This window comes from Rossellomorea sp. SC111 (genome assembly GCF_024733565.1).
GTDB lineage: Bacteria > Bacillota > Bacilli > Bacillales > Bacillaceae_B > Rossellomorea.
Map to the genome: position 1 here is coordinate 1 of NZ_JANIOC010000035.1, position 754 is coordinate 754.

Consider the following 754-nt stretch of genomic DNA (forward strand, 5'->3'; position numbering starts at 1 on the left):
AGCTTCGGTGGAGGCATCGGTGGGATACTACCCTGGCTGTATTGAAATTCTAACCCGCGCCCCTTATCGGGGTGGGAGACAGTGTCAGGTGGGCAGTTTGACTGGGGCGGTCGCCTCCTAAAGAGTAACGGAGGCGCCCAAAGGTTCCCTCAGAATGGTTGGAAATCATTCGCAGAGTGTAAAGGCACAAGGGAGCTTGACTGCGAGACCTACAAGTCGAGCAGGGACGAAAGTCGGGCTTAGTGATCCGGTGGTTCCGCATGGAAGGGCCATCGCTCAACGGATAAAAGCTACCCCGGGGATAACAGGCTTATCTCCCCCAAGAGTCCACATCGACGGGGAGGTTTGGCACCTCGATGTCGGCTCATCGCATCCTGGGGCTGTAGTCGGTCCCAAGGGTTGGGCTGTTCGCCCATTAAAGCGGTACGCGAGCTGGGTTCAGAACGTCGTGAGACAGTTCGGTCCCTATCCGTCGTGGGCGCAGGAAATTTGAGAGGAGCTGTCCTTAGTACGAGAGGACCGGGATGGACGCACCGCTGGTGTACCAGTTGTCTTGCCAAAGGCATCGCTGGGTAGCTATGTGCGGAAGGGATAAGTGCTGAAAGCATCTAAGCATGAAGCCCCCCTCGAGATGAGATTTCCCATCACGTAAGTGAGTAAGATCCCTAGAAGATGACTAGGTAGATAGGTCAGAGATGGAAGCATGGCGACATGTGGAGTTGACTGATACTAATCGATCGAGGACTTAACCACA

The 754-nt window shown here is 54.9% G+C and carries 1 rRNA gene; it reads left to right on the forward strand.

Annotated features, from left to right (window positions below):
* A 23S ribosomal RNA gene (locus NQ095_RS22480) occupies nucleotides 1-753 on the forward strand; the annotation flags it as partial.
* Between the last annotated feature and the right edge of the window lies 1 nt (nucleotide 754).